At 57.2% G+C, this 17,164-nt stretch carries 13 protein-coding genes and 1 tRNA gene; 9 read left to right on the forward strand and 5 right to left on the reverse strand.

The features are described from left to right. Positions 1-7 precede the first annotated feature (7 nt). Both ACP2AU_RS03140 and ACP2AU_RS03145 read left to right on the forward strand, forming a co-directional pair. Positions 8-781 (forward strand): enoyl-CoA hydratase, encoded by a 774-nt coding sequence (locus ACP2AU_RS03140; protein WP_426374387.1) that lies wholly within the window; start codon positions 8-10, stop codon positions 779-781. 288 nt (positions 782-1,069) lie between these two features. Beyond that, positions 1,070-3,982: a hypothetical protein gene (locus ACP2AU_RS03145; protein ID WP_426374388.1), complete on the forward strand. Its 2,913-nt coding sequence runs from the start codon at positions 1,070-1,072 to the stop codon at positions 3,980-3,982. Between the two features lie 48 nt (positions 3,983-4,030). Here the strand turns inward: ACP2AU_RS03145 and ACP2AU_RS03150 are convergent, their stop codons facing one another. Next, positions 4,031-5,089: a CaiB/BaiF CoA transferase family protein gene (locus ACP2AU_RS03150; RefSeq protein ID WP_426374389.1), complete on the reverse strand. Its 1,059-nt coding sequence runs from the start codon at positions 5,087-5,089 to the stop codon at positions 4,031-4,033. Between the two features lie 185 nt (positions 5,090-5,274). Here ACP2AU_RS03150 and ACP2AU_RS03155 point away from each other — a divergent pair, with 185 nt between their 5' ends. Continuing rightward, positions 5,275-6,291, forward strand: coding sequence for an AraC family transcriptional regulator (locus ACP2AU_RS03155; protein ID WP_426374390.1), 1,017 nt, complete (start codon positions 5,275-5,277; stop codon positions 6,289-6,291). Between the two features lie 4 nt (positions 6,292-6,295). On the opposite strand, the gene ACP2AU_RS03160 is transcribed toward ACP2AU_RS03155, so the two are convergent. Together ACP2AU_RS03160 and rmuC are read right to left on the reverse strand one after the other, a co-directional pair. Further along, positions 6,296-7,150 (reverse strand): hypothetical protein, encoded by an 855-nt coding sequence (locus ACP2AU_RS03160; RefSeq protein ID WP_426374392.1) that lies wholly within the window; start codon positions 7,148-7,150, stop codon positions 6,296-6,298. 31 nt (positions 7,151-7,181) lie between these two features. Further along, entirely contained in the window at positions 7,182-8,789 is a 1,608-nt protein-coding gene (gene rmuC, locus ACP2AU_RS03165; protein ID WP_426374437.1) for a DNA recombination protein RmuC, read from the reverse strand. A 276-nt stretch (positions 8,790-9,065) separates the two neighbouring features. Between rmuC and ACP2AU_RS03170 the strand changes: the two genes are divergently transcribed. From ACP2AU_RS03170 to ACP2AU_RS03185, 4 genes are all read left to right on the forward strand, one after another. Continuing rightward, positions 9,066-9,434, forward strand: a complete 369-nt coding sequence (locus ACP2AU_RS03170; protein ID WP_426374393.1) for a hypothetical protein — start codon at positions 9,066-9,068, stop codon at positions 9,432-9,434. A gap of 131 nt (positions 9,435-9,565) precedes the next feature. Then, positions 9,566-10,372, forward strand: a complete 807-nt coding sequence (locus ACP2AU_RS03175) for an ATP-dependent zinc protease (protein WP_426374395.1) — start codon at positions 9,566-9,568, stop codon at positions 10,370-10,372. Next, positions 10,369-11,886, forward strand: coding sequence for an inactive transglutaminase family protein (locus ACP2AU_RS03180; protein ID WP_426374396.1), 1,518 nt, complete (start codon positions 10,369-10,371; stop codon positions 11,884-11,886). Before ACP2AU_RS03175 ends, ACP2AU_RS03180 begins: the two co-directional genes overlap by 4 nt. Position 11,887: 1 nt before the next feature. Next, on the forward strand, positions 11,888-12,835 hold the full coding sequence (locus tag ACP2AU_RS03185; RefSeq protein ID WP_426374397.1) for an alpha-L-glutamate ligase-like protein: 948 nt from the start codon (positions 11,888-11,890) through the stop codon (positions 12,833-12,835). Positions 12,836-12,902: 67 nt separating this feature from the next. Here the strand turns inward: ACP2AU_RS03185 and ACP2AU_RS03190 are convergent, their stop codons facing one another. Further along, complete coding sequence (locus ACP2AU_RS03190; RefSeq protein WP_426374399.1) at positions 12,903-14,498, reverse strand: BCCT family transporter; 1,596 nt, start codon at positions 14,496-14,498, stop codon at positions 12,903-12,905. 248 nt (positions 14,499-14,746) lie between these two features. On the opposite strand from ACP2AU_RS03190, the gene ACP2AU_RS03195 reads away from it, so the two are divergent. Next, complete coding sequence (locus ACP2AU_RS03195) at positions 14,747-16,390, forward strand: FMN-binding glutamate synthase family protein (protein WP_426374401.1); 1,644 nt, start codon at positions 14,747-14,749, stop codon at positions 16,388-16,390. A 110-nt stretch (positions 16,391-16,500) separates the two neighbouring features. Next, positions 16,501-16,577, forward strand: a tRNA-Pro gene (locus tag ACP2AU_RS03200). Positions 16,578-16,591: 14 nt separating this feature from the next. Here ACP2AU_RS03200 and ACP2AU_RS03205 read toward each other — a convergent pair. Beyond that, on the reverse strand, positions 16,592-17,005 hold the full coding sequence (locus ACP2AU_RS03205) for a hypothetical protein (RefSeq protein WP_426374403.1): 414 nt from the start codon (positions 17,003-17,005) through the stop codon (positions 16,592-16,594). Between the last annotated feature and the right edge of the window lie 159 nt (positions 17,006-17,164).

Genomic DNA, 17,164 nt, shown 5'->3' on the forward strand with positions numbered 1-17,164 from the left:
AGGCTTCATGACCGACCCTGTGATTACCGAACTTCACGACCGGACGCTTCGGGTACGAATCAACCGCCCGGAACGCAAAAATGCGCTCACTCACGCCATGTACACGGCTTTGGGCGATGCACTTGAAGAAGCGGCAGCAAACGACCACATCCGATGCGTCCTGTTTACCGGCAGTACCGACTGCTTCACCGCCGGCAACGACCTCGGCGATTTTGTGCAGGGCCTGCCCGGCGATTTTGCCAGCACCCCCGTTGGCCGCTTCCTGCTCTTGCTGGCCACGGCCCCCAAGCCGGTGGTCGCCGCCGTAAACGGCCCGGCCATCGGCATTGGCACCACCATGCTGCTGCATTGCGATCTGGTGTTTGCCGGCGACAATGCCCGCTTCCAGATGCCTTTTGCCAATCTCGGCCTTTGCCCCGAAGGTGGCTCCAGCCTGTTACTGCCGAGCTGGCTGGGGCGCGTGCGCGCGGCTGAACTGCTAATGCTGGGCGGCGCCTTTGATGCCGACAAAGCCAGAGAACTGGGGCTGATCAACCGCACCTGCAACCCGGAAGACACCGAGCAACAGGCACTGGCCGCCTGCCAGCAGCTGTCAGAACAGGCACCATCTGCCATCCGGGCCACCAAAGCCCTGCTCAATCGCCCAACGGCCGAAGCGGTACAGGAGACCATGCTGACCGAAGGCACGCTGTTCGCCGAGCGCCTGAAAAGCCCGGAGGCCGCCGAAGCCTTCCGGGCCTTCATGGAAAAACGCAAACCGGATTTTTCGTCCTTTCGCTAGCGTATAAACCGCGGAGCCAGAATCTCGACAAACGTCTCTTTTAACACTACTTTAGGGATGTGCGTGACCCTGAAACCCGGCACGGTATGAAACGCCAGAATCACACTTTCGGCTGATCAACACTTGCGACTCTGTCGCTATAGTCGAAGCTACAGAAATTGGCTTTAACGTGCTGGCTACAATTTCAGACAACCAACAAATCAGAAAAGGCAATGCGCGGAATCCTGGGGCCGACCGGTTCCGTCTACGCCGGATATAACGACACAACAACAGGAAAAGGTTCCACCCATGTTCAAGAAAACTCTAATAAGTCTTGCCGTGGCTTCTTCCCTTGGGTTGACGGGCTGCCTGAGTGGCTCCAACAGTGGGGGCAATGATAATCCTAAGCCGCAGTATGCTGCTGACACTCTTGGTAAAACCTACCCGATTTTCAACCCTGCCACGGGTGCGCTGCCGCTCCCCAATGACCTGATTTTTGATTCGGAACAAGGGGATGGAACCTTCGGCGTTAAAGATACCTTGCCGCCGGTAACAACAGCACTGAACGAACTTTCGGGCGCCTCCACGGTCGCGCCTGCCGTCATTCAAACTAGTGGCCAATTGGACGCAAGCACGGTTGTTGCCGGCAAAACTGTGCATCTTATTGAACTTTCCTACGCCAGTGGTGACCCCGTAAGAGGCCTGGCGGCCCAAGAACCGGCCACCCTCGAGCTGGCGTTGAGCGGCCCCCAGAGCCTGCCAAAAATACGAGCCGATGTGGAATCGCTTGATGGCAATTCGGCTATTCGTATTCTGCCGCTTGAGCCCCTTAATCCTCAAAAACGCTACGTTGTCTTGATCACCACTGGCGTCAAAGACGTTAACGGCGACTCAATCATCCAAGACCCTGTTTATGCCAACGCGACCGGCAGCGGGACTGCCGATGACCCTGCTCAGGGCCTGGTCGACGGCGCTCTTCTGCCCGTCAGGACACTCATTAATAAATTGTGGGAACCGATTGCCGTCAATTATGTAAAGGCGCTTGGCGGCTCTCTGACGGAAGAAGAGATCGCTCTCACCTACAGTTTTACAACCTCCAACGATGAAAAAGTCCTGCAGTACATCGCCGAGCCGGCCAAATGGGTAAGCGATCAACTTACAACTTTCGTGAAAACCTCAGCAGTTGCAGGCAAAACCAGCTACGCCGAGGCCGCAGCTGCGGCAAAACAAGCGGTCGACACTTTCCCCATGAGCTTGCCGCCGAATCCGAAATCACCGCTCAACGGACTATTTGCAGAAAACGGCCCCTGTGCGGGCCTCACCGGCGCTGAGGCCATCGAATGCGTCGGTGTAGCTCTGGCATCTCAGTTCGCACAAGCCCTGCCCACCCCGCTGCCAGGAGTTAACCGGAGCCTCCCAGATGGCACCGGCAAAATCGACTTTACCGGAGCCTCTCCGAGCCCGGTCGGCCTGGTTTCGGCGGTGGCAGGCAATATCCCAGGCTCTGAAAACGTTCTGGCGATTGAAGGCACGGTAGAGCTTCCCTACTACCTCGGGTCCGCACCTGACGAGATCGCAGGCCTGGCTTCACTGAACTGGGAAGCCGACGATGAGTTGGCGACCGATATGAACGCGGTTCTTGAGGCACTCGAGTTGTCTCTGCCCCAAGCCGACTCGAGTGTGTCGAAGGCTGTTAACTACAATTTCCCGTTCCCGAAACTGCAGTCGCGCAGAACCGTTCCACTCTTGTCGCTTTATCCCTCCGACGGCAACATTAAAGGCGCGGTCATTTATCAGCACGGCATCACCACTGACCGCAGTGCCGCACTGACCTTTGGCACCGCTCTGGCCGCGCAAGGCTACGCGGTGTTTGCGATTGATCAGCCACTTCATGGTGTTGCGCCATTCTCTGAGGAAGAGCAGCTATTGCTTGCGGAAGCGCTCATTGAAGCCGCAACGATCAGCGCCCTGCTACCAGACGGCGTGGAAGATATCGAAGATCTGCCTAAGGAAAATGCAGAGCAAATCCGAACTCAGGCTGCCTCTGTCGCTGAAGCGCTAGCTCCGGCTGCGGTTGCAGCATTGACTGCCAACGACCGCATCGCTTCGTTCACCACTCAAGTCGAGGCTGTGGAGAACCAGTTGAATGCCCCTGGCCTCATCACTGGCGACCCAACCTATCCGGCAACAGCTACCAGCCTTCTGGCAACTGTGGAGAACGCCGGCAGCACAGTCCCCGGTCTGGCTCCTGCGACCAACTCCGAGGATGCCCTGATTGAGCGCCACTTCGGCCTTTACGCTACAGCCTCTGGCGCACCGGCGGCGATGGACTTCACATCGGCGAACGCTGCAGGTACCGAGGGATCCGGCAGCTTCTTTATCAACCTGGAGAACTTCCTTGCAACGCGCGACAACATCCGCCAAGGTGCTCTGGATCTGATGAACTTGCGAGCATCACTGGTCGGTATTCCCACGGCCAACATTCCGGGCGCTTCGCTCCCGCTGCCCTCTAATGGCCCTGCCGAGGTCACCGCCGCTACCCCGGTATACTTCGTGGGTCACTCCCTCGGCACCATCACCGGCGCACCGTTTATGGCTGCGGTGAACGAAAACTCCATCGAAGACAGCATCTACACCGAACAGGATTTCAGCGACACTCTGCCTTCCGCCTTCAACGATGTGAATGCAGCAAGCTTGTTGACCCCGGGCGGTGGTGTTGTTCGACTGTTGGAAAACTCACCTTCATTCGCACCGCGAATCCTGTTCGGCTTGCAGGATGCCAATGCTGCGTTGGTGCAAGGCAGCTCCAGTCTTGAGAGCTACCTCAACATTTTGCAGGCAGCGATCGATACTGCGGATCCCATCAACTTCGTCGACCAACTCAGCGAAGACATGATTCTGCTGTCGGAGGTTGCCGGAGAGACGGTGATTCCAAACGCAGCCGACGAAAACGTGTGGGGCATTGCGCCGCTTAACGACACCCTGCCTCCGAGTGAGACTGGCCTGCCGGTCAATATCACCATCGAGAGCTTCCCAGCTCCGCTGTCTGGCACCAAGCCCTTGACTCTGGGCATTCCAGAGATCACCACCTACAGTGCTGGCTCTCACGGCACTCCGGTATCTGTGGACAACGAAGAGGTGTTCGGTCAAATGGTGTGCGAGACACTTGTCACGTTTGGTGCCGAGATCGGAGATCTCCCACCATTCTGCTCAGGTGAATAATTAAGGCCACCTCAAAAAACCCGGCTCCAAGCCGGGTTTTTTGTTACCTCAGATAAGCTTCAACGGTGAACCCAACTGCCTCTGTCCTACACCATCTCCCCGATCTCTCTCAACCACCATCCCCCTCGCCTTCAACTGCGGATGTTCCGCCGCCTCCTCAATCGTCAACACCGGCTCTACACAGGCATCGACATCGGCAAACACCGCCTGCCAATCAGCCAATGAACGCTCCGCGATCTTCTGTTCGATAGCGGCTTTCAGCTCCCTCTGATGTTCAGGTTTCTGGCTCAGGGCATAGCTCTTCAGTTCGCCCAACCCCAGAGTGTCGCACAGGCGCGAAGAGAACTGCGGCTCCAGGCTGCCGACAGACAACCAGCGGCCATCGCCGGTCTGGTAGTAGTCGTAGAAAGTACCACCATTGAGCATTCCAGCCTCGGGCTTCTGAGGCTGCCCACCCGCCAGCGCGGCAGCGCCGGCCATGGCATTCAGGGCGAAGGCGGCGTCGGTCATGCTGATGTCGATGAAGGCGCCCTGCCCGGTTTGCTGGCGTTTGATGACCGCCGCGAGGATGCCCATCACCGCGTGGTGGGAGCCACCGGCGACATCGGCAATCTGGATGCCCATGGGGGGCGGGCCGCTGTCGGCGCGGCCGCAGTGGCTGGCCACACCGGAGATGGCCAGATAATTAATGTCGTGGCCGGCCCGGTCTTTGTAGGGGCCGGTTTGCCCGTAGCCGGTAATGGCGCAGTAGATCAGTTTCGGGTTGATGGCTTTGAGTGCCTCATAGCCGATTCCGAGGCGGTCCATCACCCCCGGGCGAAACTGCTCCACCACAATGTCGTACTCCTGAATCAGCTGTTTGACTTTCTCAATGCTCTCCTCCTGCTTCAGGTTCAACTGCAGCGTCTGTTTCCCGCGCCCAAGGTAAGAAAAGGTGGTGCTGAATTTACCGTCGAAGGGCGGCATCACTTTGGCCAGGTCCACCCTGTCGGGCGCCTCGACGCGAAGCACTTCTGCCCCCATATCCGCAAGCATCATGGTGGCGTAGGGGCCAGGCAGTAAGGTACTGAAATCCAGAACTCTCAGGTTCGCGAGCGGGCCTGCCATAGAGCATCTCCTTGTTGTCGTGTTCAGGCATGGAATCCTTTCAATGCTGACGGGTTTTGCTGGCCCGGCCAACTGCCGGTTCCGTCATTCCTATTGGCCGTTTCTGCCATCTATCCAGGATTCAAAGGGTTGCATTGTGGAGCCCGCCACTTATGATGAAGTTCCACTGTTTTTTTGGCCTGTGTATGTCAACGCTGACCGTCTCGCGACATTTTGTCGACGCTTCCCTGTCCGGTGCCAGGCGCCTGGGGCTTGATAGCCGCGCGCTGCTTGACGAAGCGGGTATCTCCCCGGATCTTCTGCGCATTGAAATGGCTCGGGTCAGCAGCCACCAGTTCAGCAAACTGATGCAGGTTATCTGGCTGCGCACCGGGGATGAGTTCATGGGCATGGGCCCCCGGCGCGCGCGCTCCGGCACGTTTGCAACCATGTGTGCGCTGGTGGTTGGCTGTCAGACCCTCGAAGAGGTGTACCGCCAGGCGTTCAGTTTTTCTCGCTTGTTTGAGCCCATGGCTTCCATGGAACTGGAGATCCTTGAGGACCGCGCCCGGCTGGTGTCGCGAATTGAGGGCACCATTCACGACCCGGACTATTTCCTGCGGGAAAGCCTTCTGGTGATCTGGCACCGGCTGGGCAGTTGGCTGATTGGCCAACCCGTGGAACTGGAAAAGGCGGAATTCGATTACCCAAGGCCAGACCACGGCGACGAATACCGGCATATTTTTCACTGCCCGCTGTCGTTCGAGTCTGACTGCACCGCTTTAACCTTCAACAAACGTTTCCTGTCGGCCCCGGTGATCCGGGACAAGCCGGAGATGCGCCAGTTCCTGAAAACCTCTCCGGCAGACCTGTTGTCGCGGCCAGACGAAAGCAATACCTGGACGGGGCGCATCCGCGGCCTGATTGGCCGGGATTTCTCCAAGCCCATGCCGGACTTCGACTGGATAGCCCAGGAGCTGCACACCAGCCCGCAAACCCTGCGGCGCCGGCTGAAGCAGGAGAATACGTCGTTTCAGGAGATCAAGGATTTATTGCGTCGGGATATGGCCATTTATTACCTGGCCCAGCCGGAGATGCCCATCAACGACATCGCCGAGCGGGTGGGCTTTACCGAACCGTCCACGTTTCATCGGGCTTTCAAAAAATGGACCGGTGTTACCCCGGGCGCCTGGCGGGAAGGCGAACGGGGCGACCTGAAATAGGGCCTCAGCTGCCGGAGCTGCCTTGCTGCAGATTGCGGATCAATCGCCCTAATGTGCGGGCAATGTCCTGCGTCTGCTTCCGGTTATCCGCCAACTGAAACAACCGGGAGCCGTCCCGTGGATCGTATACCCAACAGGCGCCGACAACCGGCTCGCAGTCCCAGCGTAATTGCGGGTTCACACCAAACACACTCAAAGACCGTGTTTTGCGCACCAGCGCGCCATCGGGATGACGCTCGATGTCCTGTATGTTGATATTACCGCTACCCAGGGCGACCTGATACTGCTTGTCTGCCGGTCGATCCAGCCGCACCATGGTTTTGTCACGACGCCAGCCGGCGGTATCCAGCAACGTATTCAGATGAATAACCAGGGCCTCCCTATCGGAGTCCGCCAGGTACAGGGTGCGTAATGTCTTCAGGTCCTGCCCGTCAGCGGGCTCGATCACCGCGACAGGCTCTTCAGTATTTGTCTGTCCTTCTGCCAGGGCACGTATACTGGCGCGGCTGGCTTTTTCAATATCGGTAATCAGCTTCAGGCTCTGCTGATAATACGCGCCCTCGGCCCCTGCCAGCGTAATGTATTGCTCCAGCGCTGAACGCGCTTCGTTCAGATGGCTGGCCTGCAGCATGGCCCGGCCGCGGTAGTAGAAATACTCCGCCGGCTTTTCTCCCTCCATCGCCCGCAGGCGATTGAGGTACTCTCCGGCCTCACTCCAGCTCTCGGCGGCTACCGCTTCTTCGGTTGCGAGCATCAGCCGGCGGATCTCGTGCTCCGGGGCCAGCGCGTAGGCCATGCCCGTAGACACCGTCAGCACAGACGACAACATCAACCCCGCAACCAATTTGCGGCCCGACACTCGTCGTATTTTCCTGGATAACAACATACCACTACTCCTGTTGGTCCTCTGCGTGGGCTTTACCGGGCACCCGCTCCATCGCGGGCGTGCGCCCCGGCTCGTCCACATCTCCGGCATCCACTTCCGCCTGGTCCACAATCGACTTCGGCAATTCTTTTTTCACCCGAACCCCGAGCTCCACAAACCGGTTAGCCTGGGAGATAAGATTACCACGCCCCCGGGTCAGGGTATTCATGGCGCTATCATAGGTGCCCTGCGCCGTATGCAGCTGGCTTCCCAGCTTTTCCATCGCCTCAACAAACACCCGTAACTTGTCATACACCGCACTGGCGCGCTCGGCTATGCGGCGGGCATTCTGGCTTTGGCGCTCGTAACGCCAGATGTTCTCGATGGTTCGTAATGTCGCCAGCAAGGTGGTGGGCGTCACTACAATAATTTTACGCTCAAAGGCTTCGGCGAACAGATTTTCATCCTGTTGGAATGCTGCCACAAATGCCGGTTCAATGGGCATGAACAACAGCACGAAATCGGGCGAATGCAGGCCGTTAAGCTGACTGTAATCTTTTTCGCTCAGGGTCCGGATATGATTGCGAACGGCTTCAATATGCTGCTTCAGCGCCTCTTCCCGTTCGCCGTCTTCGTCCGCCGTCACCCATTGCTGGTAGGCAACCAGCGACACCTTGGAGTCGATCACCAGGTTGCGCTGATCCGGCAAATGCACAATCACATCCGGGCGCAGGAGCTGATTATCTTCTCCCCGATAGCTGCCCTGAGTCTCATACTCCACTCCCTTGCGCAGGCCGGAGCGCTCGAGTACCCGTTCAAGAATCAATTCCCCCCAGTTACCCTGGATTTTTTTGTCGCCTTTGAGCGCGCGTGTCAGGTTGGCCGCCTCTTCGGTAATCTGCCGATTCAATTCCTGCAACGACTTGATTTCGCTGCGCAGGGCCTGGCGGTCACGGGTTTCGGTGGTGTAGACATCCTCTACCCGCTTGCGAAAATCCTGGAGCTGGTCACGGAACGGATTCAATAGCGAATCGAGACTGGTGCGGGTTTGCTGGCTGAAGCGTTCGCTTTTCTGTTCAAAGATCCGGTTGGCCAGATTCTCGAATTCCTGCTTCAGCGCATCGCGGTTTCTTTCAAGCAGTTCCAGTTTCTCGGCGGCGTTGCGTTGCTCTTTTTCCAGTGTCACCTGCTGTTCGCGAAGTTCGACTTTCAGTTCACCCAACTGGTCGGCGAGCGACTCGGCGCGCAGACGATGCCGCTCACTTTCGCCAACCACCTGAGCAATGCGCTCCTGCCTGGCGGTTAACTCCGATTCCAGCGAGGCCAACCGGTTCGCCAGCGTGGCTGACTTCTGGCGCCATTGCTCTGCATCCTGCTCCAGGCGTTCGCAACGGGACTTCTCGTCTGCCAATGCCGAACGCAGATGATCAACTTCCTGCTCATGAATTGCCCGGGATTGCCCGAACGCCTGCAACTGGGCATCGCGTTCCTCGAGATCTTCCGCTAATTCCGATAGCGCAGTCTGATTCCGCCGCCGTTGCCCAAGCAGCCAGACCACGCCTCCCAAAAGCAACAAGGCGGCGGCAGACAGAGTGACGAACCAGCCAGCGAGCCAATCCGGGCGTTCTGCCATGGTGAGGGTGAGCGCATCTAGCACCTGCGAATTCTCCTTGGTTACGGGGATGTTGATTCGGGAACGCCGCCAATAAAGGCCCCACAGTCTAACCCAATGACTGCCCTTTTTTCCTGTTCCCCACCCTCACCGCGCACGGCGGGCATCGACTGTTTGGCATTTATCAACATTGCGACAATCCGGCTATGGACGCCGGACGTAAATTCATCTACAACGATTAAAAAGCACCCAAACAATGCGCCCCATGGGGGGAGGCATTGGTTCGCAGGTCAGCGTATGTTCAAGGAATTGTGGAAAAAATTCGGAGCAGACTTTCTCCAGACAAATTGCCCAGACGCTGAGCCGCCGTTTGCGCAGGCCGGGGACAGGGTGCGGGCACTCCCTCACATCACCCACACTGGCGAGTTCCACCTTGAACGCCTGACCCAGCTGCTGAAAAGCCGGTATGGCCGGCATTTTTCACTCCCAACCGATACAGACTCCAGCGACCAGGCCCTGAAAGACGTCATTTCCTATGCGGCTCGCATTCAGGACAAAGACATTCAGAGAGAATTGCTGCTGTTCTATCTGAATTGCTCGCCGGTCATACAGGAATACCTGAGAGCCGAAACCTCCCTCGGCAAAGGTCCGCTGGCGGGGGGTTAACCCGCGCCTTAACCATCTGTAAAGACACCCGGCAAGCCCGTTGTAGTATACTCTCCCGCCTGATTGACAATCACATCCAATGGCTGTGGCATCCATGCCGATCATACGCTCAGCCGGTTCAGGGGATATTCATGGGGTCCAGGTTTTTAACAGCCCGCTCGGTCTGCACAGTCGCGTTCACGGGGCTGGCCTTCGTGCTCTCAGGTTGCACATCTGATCGTTATCTTATGGTTCAGAAAAGCGATCTCGAAGACGTTCGCGCCTCGGTGCAAAGCCAACGCGCGACACTCGTAACCATGGAGCAGAACGCCAGCGTAAGGCAAGAAAAGCTTTTGCATCAAAACCAGGAATCCACCCAGACGATTCTGCAGGCGATTTCGACCCAGGTTCAGAAACCCTCTTGCCCGCCGCCCAAGGCCGCCCCCAGGTGCCCCACCCCCGGTAAAGACAAAGGCCGCGCTGATCGCCTGAAAGGCAAAGTGGTGGTCGGCGAAGTCGAAAAGTTTTTTCTGGCCGGGCCGAGCCTGGTGTATACCGCCCGCATCGACAGTGGTGCCGAGACTTCGTCGATGCACGCCCGCAATATCCAGAGGTTCGAACGCGACGGTAGCAACTGGGTCCGTTTTGAGGTGCCGGTTCCCGGCTCAGACCAGAGCCAATGGGTCTCGATGGAGAAAGAGATTTCCCGCCGCGTGAAAATCATCCAGTCCAGTGCTGATGAGTCAGAGCGACGGGTGGTGGTGGAGCTTCAGTTTGCCATCGGCGACCATCAACAGGTGGCCGAGTTTACCCTGGCGGACCGCGCCAACCTCACTTATGAAGTCCTCATTGGCCGTAACGTATTGCGCGACGTGATGTTGATCGATGTCGGCAAGGAGTTCGCCACAGAGCTGCCGGAGTCTTATCTGGAACAATCCACCAGCGGTGACAAAGAATGACGGTTCGCTCCCGAGTCCCCTTTTATGCATTCGTATTTTTGCTGATCGCCGCCGGCATTGCCATGGCGACATGGCGCCATGTTGAGCTGGGCATTCCCTGGATGACCGGCGAGCAGCGCCCGGTCTGGATGATCGAGGCGCGAGTGGATTTCGAGGCCCTTGGCAGCCCTGCGGAAGTCAGTCTGCACATACCCGAACAACCGCCCGGGTTCCGGATTCTGACAGAACAGGCCGCCTCACCCGGGTACGGCTTTTCCATTCTGGACAGCAACAGCGGGCGCCGTGCCGAGTGGACCAAGCGGGAAGTAACCGGGCCCCAGACGCTCTACTTCAAGGCCCAGTTCATACCCGATGAAGACGCAAAACCGCAGCGGCCCACGCGAATCCCCCGGGCCCAAACCGTGTTCTGGGAAGAGCCTCAGGCAACTGCCGTCCGGGAGCTGCTGAGCCAGGCCTCCGAACGCTCAAGCTCCCCTGAAAGCATGACCCGCGAACTGATCCGCCTGATGCAACCCGATCAGCGTACCCAGAACACCACGCTGCTGATTTCCGACGACAACTACCTGCAGCTGTTGGTGAAAATGCTGAACCACGCCGGCATTGCCGCGCGAACCGCCGATGCCCTCAGGCTTGAGGATGCGCGGCGGCGCCAGCAGCTGGTGCCTTTTCTGCAAATCTACAACGGCGAACGCTGGCTGTCCTTTGATCCTCGTACTGCCGAACAGGGCGTCCCCGAAAACCTCCTGCTCTGGCGGCAGGGGTCCGAATCCTTGCTGGATGTTGTGGGCGGTGACGACTCTCAGGTCAGTTTTTCCATGCTCCGGCAAACGGTGCCTGCCTTACAGCTGGCCACACTTGAGTCTGACGCCAACGGCCTGAGCGTTCTCGGCTTCTACCAGTTGCCGATCGAAGAACAGAGTATGTTCCGAATGCTGCTTTTGCTCCCGATTGGCGCGCTCATTGTTGCCTTCATGCGGATCGTTATCGGTATCCGGACATCGGGCACCTTCATGCCGGTTCTGATTGCGGTCGCCTTCGTTCAAACCACGCTGGTGCCCGGGCTGATTGCTTTTCTCTCTGTCGTGGCCATCGGCCTGGTATTACGGGGCTATCTGTCGAGCCTGAACCTGTTGCTGGTGTCGCGCATCTCGGCGCTGATCATTCTGGTTATCTTCATCACGGCCGGCCTGAGCATCGTTGGTTATCAGATGGGATTCAATACCGGTATGACCGTGACCTTCTTCCCGATGGTTATCATCGCCTGGACCATCGAGCGTATGTCGATACTGTGGGAAGAAGAAGGGGCCCGTGAGGTGTTGGTTCAGGGCTCCGGCAGTCTGTTTGTAGCCATCTGTGCCTACCTGGCCATGAGTATGCCCCTGGCTGGCCATTTGACGTTCAACTTTCCAGAATTACATCTGGTTGTCCTGGGCCTGATTCTGTTAATGGGTCAGTACACCGGCTACAAGCTCAGCGAGCTCAGACGGTTTACTCCCATGAAGGCCTACGACTGATATGGACTGGATTTCTCCCCGCCAGCTGAAACGGCTGGGCATGCTGAACATGAACCGCCGCAATGTGGATTACATTGCGCGGTACAACGACCGGTCCTCGTACCCCCTGGTGGACAACAAGCTCAAAACCAAGCTGGCGGTGAGCGAATACGATGTGCAGACCCCTCGCCTGCTGCAGGTGGTTCGTCAGCAGCATGAGATATCCCACTTCCGGGACATGGCGGAGGATCTGGCCGGATTCGCCATCAAACCGGCCAAGGGATCTGGCGGCAAAGGCATTACCGTGGTTACCGGCCGGGACGGAGATGAATTTATCAAAGCCTCCGGGGCCCGCATCCCCACAGCGATGCTGGAGCGTCATCTCACCAATATCCTCGCCGGGCTGTATTCTCTCGCGGGTGCCCCCGATGTAGCTATTGTGGAGAGCCTGGTGCAATCATCGCCGACCCTTGCGCGCTATTCATTCCAGGGCGTACCGGATATTCGTATTGTTGTGTTCCAGGGCTATCCGGTAATGGCGATGCTACGCCTGGCTACAACCGCTTCCGACGGTAAAGCCAATCTCCACCAGGGCGCCGTTGGCGTTGGCCTGGATATCGGCTCCGGCCAGAGCCTGAACGCCGTACAGTTCAATCGGCCAATCAGCCTGCATCCGGATACCGGGCTGGCCCTGGAAAACATCAAAATCGACGACTGGGAAAATATGCTGGAAATGGCGGCCCGCTGTTTTGAAGCCACCGGTCTTGGCTATATGGGCGTAGACCTGGTAGTAGACGCTAATGAAGGCCCGCTACTGCTTGAACTGAATGCACGCCCCGGCCTGGCTATCCAGATGGCCAACGGCTGCGGGTTATTGCCGAGACTCCGGACCATTGAACATCTCAAACGCCCACACTTCAGCCCCCGTGAGCGGGCAGCGTTTGCCATGGAAAGCTTTGCCCGGCTCTGAACACCGACCAACCGGCATAAAAAAACCGGAGCGATTAACGCTCCGGTTTTTTGTAAGCACCTGCTGATCAGGAGGCTAGCTCGCCCCGTTGCAACAGTAACTTTCTTTCGTGGGTCAGGCCTTTCAGCAAGCCCCAGGTCATCAGTAGCAAAATGACCGTAAACGGCAGTCCGGCACTGATGGCCACAGCCTGGATCGCGCCCAGGGCGTCATCACCCCCGCCAAAGATCAGGGCAGCCGCGATGGCACCTTCCATTACAACCCAGAACACACGCTGGGCGGTCGGAGCGTCGGTTTTACCGCCGGCCGTGATGCTGTCGATAACCAGCGAGCCAGAATCCGAAGAGGTCACGAAGAACACCAGCACCAGAATAATGCCAATGAATGACACGATACCGGTCAGAGGCAGCTGCTCAAACATCTGGAAGGTAGCCAGAGACACCTCTGTCAGACCTTTCTCGGCGAGCACCCCGGCACCCTGCTGAATCTGTTCCAGAGCTGTTCCGCCGAAACCACTCATCCACACGGAAGTGATAACGGTCGGGATGATCAGCACAGCGGTTACAAACTCCCGCACCGTGCGGCCTTTGGAAACCCGCGCGATAAACATACCTACGAACGGCGACCAGGAGATCCACCACGCCCAATAGAACACAGTCCAGCCCTGGAACCAGGCCTCATCTTCACGGCCAAACGGGTTACTGAGCGGAATGACGTTTGCAACATAGCTGGAAGAGGTTATCCAGATAGTTTCGAGGATTGTCATGGTGGGGCCGGCAAAAAGGATGAAGAACAACACCACGGCAGCTGTGCCCATGTTGATGTTACTCAAAATCTTTACACCGCCGTCCAGGCCACGCATAACCGATATCAAAGCCACGGCAGTTACACCGACAATAATGGCCATCTGAACATTGGTGCCGGAACCGACCTGGAACAGGTAGTCGAGGCCAGAAGCCGCCTGCTGGGCGCCAAAACCAAGAGACGTGGCAAGGCCGAAGATGGTTGCAACTACCGCCAGCACATCAATGATGTGCCCGGGCCATCCCCACACTTTGTCTTTCAACAACGGGAAGAATGCTGAGCGGATTGTCAGCGGCATATTCTTGTTGAACGAGAAGAACGCCAACGACAAGGCAACAATCGAATAAATGGCCCAGGGGTGAAGGCCCCAATGGTACATGGTAGCGCCCATGGCGAGATCCTGCGCCTCCGGCGTATTCGGAGTCACGTTGAACGGGGTCTCGTACCAGCCGGTGTAGTAGGCCACGGGCTCGGCTACGGCCCAGAACATCAGGCCGATGCCCATACCTGCCGCGAACAACATGGCAAACCATGAGAGCGTCGAGAATTCCGGTGTCGCCTGCTGGCCGCCGAGGCGGATCTTGCCAACCGGCATAAAGATCAGCGCCAGGCTGACAACCACAAACAGGTTGGCACTGAGCAGGAAGAACCAGTCAAAAGTGGCAATGATATCCCACTTGGTGCCATCCAGGGTTTCCTTGGCCGCGGCCGGAAACATCAGTGTTGCAACTACAAATAAGACAACAATGATTGCCGATACCGGGAAAACCCAGTTATGAAGATCCAGGCCGAACGGATTGATATTATCCTGGCCTGCGACGTAATCCGTCTGATATTCGTCTTTCACTACCTCGCCCACGTTGGCGCCTCCTGGTTTGGTGTGATCACTGAATATACTGAGTGAATAGATAACGGAATGAGATTCGATTCATTCGTTACAAGCCGTTTAGTTTATTATTTTGAGCTCAAAACATCAAAAGCAAAAAAAAATGCCTTTTTTATGGATGGGGGCGACCGCGAACGGAGAAGTCCACTGGTCGCGTCAGTGACGTAGGTTATACTGCGCCGCTGCCAAATCCCGATGCAACCAGACAGCAAGAGGTTTCCATGGAAAAAACCACCACCTTCCCTTTGCGCTATACGGCTTATGCTGTCAGTGTCGCCGGACTGGTTATTTCACTACCCGTCAGCCTTTGGCTGGGCACAGGCTATCTGTTTCCCCTCGTATTCGGAGCACTGGCAGCGATTGGCACGCGAGACCTGTTGCAGCGGAAGCACACCGTCAGCCGAAACTATCCGATTATGGCCAACTTCCGATATCTGTTTGAATCGATCGGCCCCGAAATTCGCCAGTACTTCATCCAGTCAGACACCGAAGAGCGCCCCTTCTCGAGGGAGCAGCGCACCATCGTTTACCAGAGGGCCAAGAACGTTCTGGACAAACGCCCTTTCGGTTCCCAGCTGGGTATGTATGACGAAGGCTTCGAGTGGATGAACCACTCCATGACGCCGACACGGCTCAGCAGCAGTGATTTCCGGATTCTCATCGGAAGAAACTGCGACAAGCCATACAGCGCCAGCGTCTTCAACATCTCCGCAATGAGTTTTGGCTCACTCTCGGCCAATGCTATCCTCAGCCTGAACACCGGCGCCAAAAAAGGCGGGTTCTACCATGATACCGGCGAAGGTTCCATTTCCCGCTATCACCGGGAGCCCGGCGGCGACCTGGTGTGGGAAATCGGTTCCGGTTACTTCGGCTGCCGTCACCCGGACGGTTCCTTCAATCCCGAAATGTTCGAGCGAAACGCCACGCTTGAACAGGTGAAAATGATAGAGGTCAAACTATCTCAGGGCGCCAAACCCGGCCACGGCGGTATTCTGCCCGGTGCAAAAGTCACTCCGGAAATCGCCGAGGCACGCGGCGTTCGTGTAGGTGAAGATTGCGTATCGCCCGCCAGCCATTCCGCATTTTCGACACCCATCGAATTACTGGAGTTTCTGGACCAGTTGCGCCGCCTGTCGGGCGGAAAGCCCGTTGGATTCAAGCTGGCTATCGGCCACCCCTGGGAGTGGTTTGCCATCGTCAAGGCCATGCTCAAAACCGGGAAGAAGCCGGATTTCATTGTCGTTGACGGCGGAGAGGGCGGCACAGGCGCTGCGCCACTGGAATTCATCAATCGCCTGGGCATTCCAATGACCGAGGCCTTGCTGCTGGTGCACAACACACTGGTGGCGACCAACTTGCGGGAAGACATTGCCATCGGCGCCGCCGGCAAAATTACCTCGGCCTTCAACATCGCACGCACACTCGCGCTCGGTGCCGATTGGTGCAACTCCGCCCGCGGCTATATGTTTTCTCTGGGCTGCATCCAGGCTCTGAACTGCCATACCGGCCGCTGCCCCAGCGGCGTAGCGACCCAGGACCCGCGTCGCGGCAACAAGCTGGACGTGCCGCCGAAAAGCGAGCGGGTATACAACTTCCACAAAAACACTCTGGATGCCCTGCAAAACCTGCTTCAGGCCGCCGGTTTGCACCACCCCTCTGAGCTCGGGCCCGAGCACATTGTCCGCCGCGTCTCCAAAACCGAAGTGCACAGCTACATGGACTTGTTCCCCTTCCTGGAGCCCGGAGCCTTGCTCAAAGGCAAAACCGGCCTCGGGGTGTTCGACAAGTACTGGGAGAGTGCACAACCGGAGACTTTCGAGCCGCCGGAGTTCGTGCTGGCGTTGCGGGAAACCAAATTGCGCTGATTCAGGCAGAAATTCCTCGGTGCGGTGTTTATTTTTATTTTGGCCTGGTGTAGACTTCGCTCCCGCTAAGCCACTGAGATAAACCTTGTTTCTCGGTAGTTAGCAAATTACGGGGCGTAGCGCAGCTTGGTAGCGCACTTGCATGGGGTGCAAGGGGTCGTAGGTTCAAATCCTACCGTCCCGACCAGATTTATCAAACACTTAGCCCGGTCTCGAAAGAGCCGGGCTTTGTTGTTTCTGCAAAACAGCCTTTCTCGTCACCGTTTGGTCACCGTTTCTCAAACCCTTAAAAATCTCGTCACCACTCGGCCACCGTTTCGCGTGCTTCGCAAACATCCCTTTAGTTAAGAACGACTCCACCAGTCGGCCAAAATCTTCACGCCCCATTTTCTCAAAATCCCTCTCAAATTGTCTGCAGCGAATGCGTTCTTGCTTCAACTGTTCCTGCAATACCTGATTGTGTAGAAACAGCAACCCCGCCAGATCGCTTATACGCGACGATTCCGGCTCTACCCTGGCAACGACACCTTCTAAGCTAGAACACCGGTCACGAAGCTCCTGTAAACCCTCCCAACCATCGAATTCTGGGAGTGTTAATTCATCTACGTATTTCATAACCTTAGCCCAACACATCCGAGCATCAGCAAGCCGACGCGGCGCACGCTCTTTGCAGACTTACCTGTAACCATCCCCTAAAATCGGCGCATGCGTAATTAGAGTTCTCCGGCCTACAATGAGGCAAACGGAGAACGACATGAAGAAATCACGGTACAG

Origin of the sequence: Marinobacter sp. VGCF2001 (assembly GCF_049943275.1) — a bacterium.
Lineage (GTDB): Bacteria > Pseudomonadota > Gammaproteobacteria > Pseudomonadales > Oleiphilaceae > Marinobacter.